The sequence below is a fragment of the Spirosoma litoris genome, from assembly GCF_054776755.1.
The window spans coordinates 35,201-42,218 of the sequence record NZ_BAAHBI010000037.1 but is presented as its reverse complement, the minus strand read 5'-3'; the positions used below and the strand labels follow the sequence as shown (position 1 = coordinate 42,218).

The window sequence follows — 7,018 nt, the reverse complement described above, 5'->3', positions numbered from 1 at the left end:
TTGGCCCATGTCGGAAAGATACTTAATTTTATCTAATCATTAAATTGGAAGAGTACTAGTACAATGAGTACAATAGAGAAATTGTTGATAAGAGTTAAAGCAAAGCCCAAAGACCTTACTTGGAGTGAATTAGTTAAAGTTCTATCTTATTATGGTTATGAGGAAATTAGTACAGGAAAGACAGCAGGAAGTCGACGGGCGTTTGCAAATAAGGCTAAGCAAATAATTCGTTTACATAAACCACATCCAGGGGATATTTTAAAATCCTATCAGATCAAGGATGTGTTAGATATTTTAGGGATTTAGTTAAATGTAACTAAAGAGCGTATAGTAAGATTTTAGATATAGGCATACTATGGAAAATGTAATGAAGTATAAGGATTTTGTCGGCTCTGTACAATATAATGCTGACGACAGAATTTTTCACGGGAAGCTTGAGTTTATCACTGACTTGGTAACGTTTGAAGGAACCAGCGTTAACGAACTTGATTCGGCATTTGTAGAGGCTGTAGAAGATTACTTGGAGTTGTGTGAAGCCGTTGGAAAGAAGCCGGAAAAGAGTTTTTCGGGTTCATTTAACATTCGTATGAAGCCAGAGCTGCATCGCCAAGTGGCAATTGCTTCGTTGGAAAAAGGAATTTCTCTAAATCAGTTGATTATAGAGGCTGTTAGTAGATATGTCGGGAAGTAATAAAAAGCACAAAGCCGGACGTTAAATCCGGCTTTGTGCTTTTTATTACTTCCCTGCGGGTAGCGCCACGGTTTCGGGCTGGAACTTATACCAATACTCAATCAGATCGGCAACCAGGCCTGTCCAGCCGGTTTGGTGACTGGCGCCTAAGCCCATGCCATTGTCGCCGTTGAAGTATTCGTAGAATAGGTAAAGCCCCTGAAAGTGTGGGTCGTCCTGTTGTTTTTTATCATGCCCGAAAGCGGCTATTCGACCGTTTTCGTCACGACGGAAAATATTGATAAGCCGTTCGGTGACATGCATAGCGGCTTCTTTAAGACTCATCACTTGCCCAGAATTGGTTGGGTATTCCACTTCGAAATCATCACCGTAATACTGGTAAAACTTCAGGAGTGAGTCAACCAAGGGGAAGTTGAGCGGGAACCAGATGGGGCCACGCCAGTTGGAGTTGCCACCAAACATGCTCATTTCCGACTCTGCGGCAACGTAACGAACCTGGAAAACCTCGCTGTTTAACTCAAACTGATAAGGCGTCTTTTCGTGGAATTTCGACAGCGCTCGAATGCCATAATCAGACAGGAATTCGGTTTCGTCGAACATTCGTTTCAGGATCATCTTCATCCGGTGCCCACGCAACAAGCTTAACAAGTGCGTTTCGCCTTTACCCGGCTCATGCCAGCGCGAAACGAGCGAAGCCAGATCGGGCCGATTCGTAAGCACCCACTCAACCCGACGTTTGAAATCAGGCAGTTTCGATAACAACGCTTCGTCCAGAATTTCGACGGCAAAGAGCGGAATCAATCCCACCATCGACCGGATTTTCAACAATCGGGCGTTGTTATCGGGCATGTGCAACACATCGTAGTAGAACTGGTCTACCTCATCCCAAAGGCTGATATTCTGACGACCCAGGTTATTCATGGCCGAAGCAATGTGCAGAAAATGCTCAAAAAACTTGCTGGCCATATCCTGATAGCTAGGCCGGGTGAGCGAAATCTCGCAAGCAATTCGAAGCATATTGAGCGTATACATCGCCATCCAGCCTGTGCCATCGGCCTGCTCAATACGGCCACCCATCGGCAAGGGCTGACTGCGGTCAAATACCCCAATGTTATCCAAACCAAGGAAACCGCCACCAAAAATGTTGTTGCCCGATACGTCTTTGCGGTTTACCCACCACGTAAAGTTCAGCAACAGTTTATGGAATACGCGCTCCAGGAAGTTTACATCGCCCACACCATTTAGGTCACGGTCAATTTCGTAAACTTTCCAGGTTGCCCAGGCATGTACAGGTGGATTTACATCCCCAAAATTCCATTCGTAAGCCGGAATTTGTCCATTGGGGTGCATGTAGTATTCCCGCAGGATAACGGCCAGTTGGCGCTTCGCAAAGTGAGGGTCTAAACGAGCCAGCGTCAAGGTATGGAATGCCAAATCCCAGGCTGCAAACCAGGGGTATTCCCACTTGTCGGGCATGGATAGAATATTGGCTGTGTACATATGCCGCCAGGATTCGTTCCGTGCGTAGACACGTCCCTGAAATGGTACGGGCATTTTAGGGTCGCCCTTGAGCCACTCGTTTACATTGTAATAATAGAACTGCTTGTTCCAGAGCATACCGGCATACGCCTGCCGTTGAATGGCCTGAAGTTCAGGATCTTTGACGTTTTTTTGCAGATTGGCAAAAAAATCATTGGCTTCTGTCAGACGCTTTTTCCAGATGGTATCAAAATCGTCAAAAGGCTGAGCCATATGAGTTTGATCACTGAAACGCAGCCGAATACTGACACTTTCGCCCGCCGGAACCTTCCTTGTATACTGAGCTGACGCCTTAGTCCCGATCTGATTAGGATTAATAAAGCCTTTTTTACCACCCGAAACAATGTAATTATTGATTCCATCTTTCGGATACTTCGCCACATTAGGTCGGCCGTATAGCCGCTCGGTATTGGTATCGTTGTCGCAGAACAGCAACTGGTCTGCATCCTCGCAATAGAGCTTGTATTTGCCTAATTGCTTGTGATTCACCTCGATCTGGTTGTTGGCAATGCCATTAAGCATGGGCCGGGCATTATACTGCTCATAACCCCATGACCAGGTATTCCGGAACCAAATGGTTGGCAGTATTGTGAGCGGAGCCTCTTTGTCGGAACGGTTATGCGCTGTAATGGTTACCAGCCAGTCATTCTGATCGGCTTTGGCGTACTCGATGAAAATATCGAAGTACTCGTCTTTATCAAAAATGCCGGTGTCGGTCAATTCAAACTCGGGGGCCTGCCGATCCCGACGCATTGTTTCAATCACCAACCGGTTGTAGGGGAAATCCTGCTGAGGATACTTGTAAAGCATCTTCATGTAGGAGTGAGTCGGTGTACTGTCTAAATAATAGTACAGTTCTTTTACGTCCTCGCCATGATTGCCTTCTGGGCCTGACAGCCCGAAAAGACGCTCTTTGAGGATGTTGTCCTTGTGGTTCCAGAACGCCAGTGCAAAACAAATGTGGCCTTTGTTGTCAGAAATGCCACCAATTCCTTCTTCGCCCCAGCGGTAGGCGCGTGAGCGGGCCATATCGTGCGAAACGAAATTCCAGGCATCGCCATACGGACTATAATCTTCACGAACAGTGCCCCAGGCGCGTTCAGAAAGATAAGGCCCCCATTTTTTCCAGCCTTTGTTATCGGCTCGTTCGTAAATGCGTTCGCGTTCAGCTATCGGCATGGTATTATATATAAGTTGACCCTTACGGCGGGTTGAGATAGATATTTAGGCAACTACAAGCGTCAAAGATAGTATGCGTGCCGAGTATATTTGAAAATTTTCGCTTGAAGTAGGCAGGTTTTTCGCTGCAATTGATGTGTGAATTGACGAAAAAGCCGTTGAATTTACTAATTAGTGCTAAAAAACGACCTGACTTTAAACCGACTTGTTTTTACAAATTTTGCTCTTTAGACGGATCATCCTTTTAGTATGTCACTGAGGTAGCTAAAACTTTGTTTACAGATGCTTTAATATGGTAACCATTTTTGGTCGACTAAGAGCGTTAACTGGCTGTATCACAGCACAACTGTTTAGAGTTTATACCTACCTGGTTTCTGTGATTTTAACTTCCTAATTAGTCGTGAACGTCTAGCTTTAACGGCCCATATCATTTTTTAACCGTTTTTTGCGTCATGAATACACAAGTTAATAACCCATTGCATGGGAAAACCCTCGAAGCGATTCTAACGGAACTGGTTGCTCACTATGGTTGGGAACGACTTGGTCAGAAAATCAGAATTAATTGCTTTACGAGTAATCCCAGCATCAAGTCAAGTCTGACGTTTTTACGCAAAACAGACTGGGCACGAAAACAGGTTGAAGAACTCTATTTGCAAATGGTTATGCGTTAAACCTATAGAACGCTGATTTTTATGATCTTCCTGGGAAGCCTAAAAATCAACCGATTAGTGAGAGTTGAATTACTCGCTAATCAGTTTTACGATATCCTGAAGAATGGCGTCTGTCATGCTGGGGCGTTTGGCGTCGGCATCGGTAACCTGTCCGTTCTTATTAATCAGGATATAACGCGGGATGCTTTGAATGCCAAAATATTGGACGGTTCTAGATTTCCATCCTCCCTTCGATAAGCCCTGTTCTCCCTGTAATTGAAGTGTATTGAGGGCTTTTTTCCAGACTTCTTCCGTGTCGTCGATGGAGAGATAGAGAAAAACTACCTGTTCTTTCTGTTTCTTCGACAAACGTTCCTGGAGTTGTTTAGAAAATGGGAACTCGGCACGGCATGGGCCACACCAGCTAGCCCACACATCGAGGTAAACGACTTTGCCTTTAAACTCATCGAGCGTAACAGGTTCCCCGTTCTGGTTGGCAAATGAGAAAGCTTTAGGATCGACAACTTTCTTTTTGTCGGTTGCCGCCACAACGGGTTCGTCTTTGCGGGCCATGACTTCCCCACAACGCGTTTTCACAACGGCTACATACCCCGCCGAATTAGGCGTGCTGCTCAGTATACCAAACGCTTCCCGAACCGCCGAAGGGGGCGTTTTGTCGCAGTTTTCGACGAGCACCCGCGCCAAAGCATACTGATAAGGTTTGCCTGTCAGGTGTTGGCGGGCAAATGTAGCTTTTTCAGACAGGCTGTTTTTAATGTCGTTCTGGTTGTATTTGGCAAAATTCCGGGCCTTCGAATTGAAGTACGTGACGTAGAAAAACAGAAAATTCTGATAAGGTTCGGCTGGTAAGGCCGCTTCGTCACTTACTTTCATTGTCGCCAAGTCGTCAACCATCACTGATGGGAGCGACATCACATTTGCCTGGGCCATTTGGGCATTCCCGCGGAGGATTGGGTAGGCTAATAACAAATGCCAGTAATTCCAGCGAATACAGGCCTCGATGTACTGCTTGAACCCTTCCGAGAACTCGGCAGCCTGCGGATACGATTTATAGAAAGCCGATTGGGCTTTACGAGCGTCGAAAAGCTCCATTTCCCAGCTATCCAGGCCAGTCGATTGTAGCTTCGCATACTGACCCGTGGTGTTAAAATCAGCCTTAAACTTTGCGTTGAAATCGGTTAGAAATGCTTTTTCAGCCGCTGCCGTAAATATGGCTTCGGGCTGGGGTCCCTGATAAATAGATTGAGAGAATAGCTGCCCGATGCCAACCAGGTATAACAGTAAAGCAAATTTGAAAACGTTCATAGGTTTGGAGATTTAGGTTAAGTAGCGTTAATGTAGCGTGGACTTCCAGTCCGCGTAGCCGAAGGCTAAATTAAGAATTTGCAAATTAGCCTTTGGCTATGCGGACTGGAAGTCCACGCTACGATTCGGGCAAACATCATTCCAACTACTCTTTTACGGCCGCCAATACACGCTTAATTAACTCATTTGGGCTGCCGTTGTGCCAGCGCCAGACAATGACAATATCGTGCTCTGGGTCAATCCAGATGGTGTTGGAGCCTGCACCGATGGCAGCGTAACTTGAGGTTGGTCCATCGGGCCAGGCTTTCTTACCGGTTGAACTTGTGCCTGTATTGAGCCACCATAAATAACCGTAATCCGGGCCAAATGGGCTTGGAGTGGTTGCCTTCTTTACCCAATCCGCCGACACAATTTGTTGATTCCCCCAACGGCCCTGTCGCAAAAATAAGTAACCAAAGCGGGCTTCATCGCGGGTGTTGATTCGTAAGCCACCGCCCCAGCGGGTTCCGCCACTTACCGATGGCATTTGCTTGCCATCGACATCGGCCACTGCGTTTGGATAAGGGATATATTGCCAGGTGTCGGAAGCACCGATGGGATTCATGATTTGTTCCCGGACAACATCAGGGATTGGTTTTTTCCACAGACGGAGAAGCGATAGGGCCAGGCGATTGATGCGAACGTCGTTGTATTCGTAATAAGTACCATGCTTTTTCAAGTCACGCGGTTTCCGTTCGCCTTTACCAAAGGCTTCTTTCCCTACAAAATCACTGTTTTTGCCCCACATGTTTCCTTCCCATTCGCTGGTTTGGGTCAGGTGATCTTCCCAGGTAATTGCCTTGTTTTGCTCAGAATCATAGCCGCCATCGTGGATGAGTTTCGCTACTGGATCATGGATGTCTGGAATCATACCCCGTTCGAGGGTAATGCCCGTAACCGTCGATAATACGCTTTTGGCCACACTATATGTCGGATCAGGACGTTGGGTATCGCCCCATTCGGCCACGATATAACCGTGCCGGAGGACAACCCCATTGGTAGCAGCCCGGCTGGTGGGCATTGGACCGAGTAACTTACCGAAGATTTCTTCCTGAGTCGAAAAGTTAGGGGTCATCTGGGTCGTCTCCTGGGTTTTGGCGAAAGCAACGGCCTGATCGAGCAAGGCGGCATCCATACCCGCTTTTTCGGGAGCAATGTGTGCCCAGTTATCACCTTTCGGTGGGAAATAAACTGTTGATTTCGAGGGCTGTTGGTGGCAGGCTAATAGGGTGGCCAGAGCCAGTGTACAGAGAGTAAGCTTGCGTAAAAGAGGAAATGGCATACGTTGTTGATGTCGTTTTTGAATTCAGATTGTACATGTAAAGGAGTAGCTCGCACCGAAGTTAGTCAAGTTTTTTTTCTGACAGGATTTACAAGATAAAACAGGATTGATAAGTGTAGAAACAATCCTGTTTTATCCTGTAAATCCTGTCAGAAAAAACAATTTTAACCGAACATTAACCCGCCTTTTACTCCTTCTTTAGCCCGTCTGGCGTTGTTTGTACAGTCAGTAAGACGGGCAGATGCGACCTAAGTTTGCACCGAATTTTTGCCGAAATCGGACCTGCCTGCTGATAGTTAAATTAACTAACTG

Annotated in this window: 6 protein-coding genes; 3 read left to right on the top strand and 3 right to left on the bottom strand. The window is 46.4% G+C overall.

The window, feature by feature from the left end; genetic code table 11:
- Positions 1-63 precede the first annotated feature (63 nt).
- Positions 64-306: a type II toxin-antitoxin system HicA family toxin gene (locus ACYVGR_RS23385; RefSeq protein ID WP_460961264.1), complete on the top strand. Its 243-nt coding sequence runs from the start codon at positions 64-66 to the stop codon at positions 304-306.
- Positions 307-355: 49 nt separating this feature from the next.
- Complete coding sequence (locus ACYVGR_RS23380) at positions 356-691, top strand: type II toxin-antitoxin system HicB family antitoxin (RefSeq protein WP_460961262.1); 336 nt, start codon at positions 356-358, stop codon at positions 689-691.
- 45 nt (positions 692-736) lie between these two features.
- On the opposite strand, the gene ACYVGR_RS23375 is transcribed toward ACYVGR_RS23380, so the two are convergent.
- Entirely contained in the window at positions 737-3,409 is a 2,673-nt protein-coding gene (locus ACYVGR_RS23375) for an MGH1-like glycoside hydrolase domain-containing protein (RefSeq protein ID WP_460961260.1), read from the bottom strand.
- Between the two features lie 452 nt (positions 3,410-3,861).
- Here ACYVGR_RS23375 and ACYVGR_RS23370 point away from each other — a divergent pair, with 452 nt between their 5' ends.
- Positions 3,862-4,080 (top strand): VF530 family protein, encoded by a 219-nt coding sequence (locus ACYVGR_RS23370; protein WP_182462537.1) that lies wholly within the window; start codon positions 3,862-3,864, stop codon positions 4,078-4,080.
- Between the two features lie 69 nt (positions 4,081-4,149).
- Here the strand turns inward: ACYVGR_RS23370 and ACYVGR_RS23365 are convergent, their stop codons facing one another.
- Together ACYVGR_RS23365 and ACYVGR_RS23360 are read right to left on the bottom strand one after the other, a co-directional pair.
- On the bottom strand, positions 4,150-5,385 hold the full coding sequence (locus tag ACYVGR_RS23365) for a TlpA family protein disulfide reductase (protein ID WP_460961257.1): 1,236 nt from the start codon (positions 5,383-5,385) through the stop codon (positions 4,150-4,152).
- A gap of 145 nt (positions 5,386-5,530) precedes the next feature.
- Positions 5,531-6,706, bottom strand: a complete 1,176-nt coding sequence (locus tag ACYVGR_RS23360; protein WP_460961255.1) for a serine hydrolase domain-containing protein — start codon at positions 6,704-6,706, stop codon at positions 5,531-5,533.
- Positions 6,707-7,018: the final 312 nt, after the last annotated feature.

Bases quoted from the DNA above. Each gene is read 5' to 3' on its own strand.
- ACYVGR_RS23365 (WP_460961257.1), bottom strand. From the start codon at position 5,385: ATGAACGTTTTCAAATTTGCTTTACTGTTATACCTGGTTGGCATCGGG.
- ACYVGR_RS23375 (WP_460961260.1), bottom strand. From the start codon at position 3,409: ATGCCGATAGCTGAACGCGAACGCATTTACGAACGAGCCGATAACAAA.
- ACYVGR_RS23385 (WP_460961264.1), top strand. From the start codon at position 64: ATGAGTACAATAGAGAAATTGTTGATAAGAGTTAAAGCAAAGCCCAAA.
- ACYVGR_RS23370 (WP_182462537.1), top strand. From the start codon at position 3,862: ATGAATACACAAGTTAATAACCCATTGCATGGGAAAACCCTCGAAGCG.
- ACYVGR_RS23380 (WP_460961262.1), top strand. From the start codon at position 356: ATGGAAAATGTAATGAAGTATAAGGATTTTGTCGGCTCTGTACAATAT.
- ACYVGR_RS23360 (WP_460961255.1), bottom strand. From the start codon at position 6,706: ATGCCATTTCCTCTTTTACGCAAGCTTACTCTCTGTACACTGGCTCTG.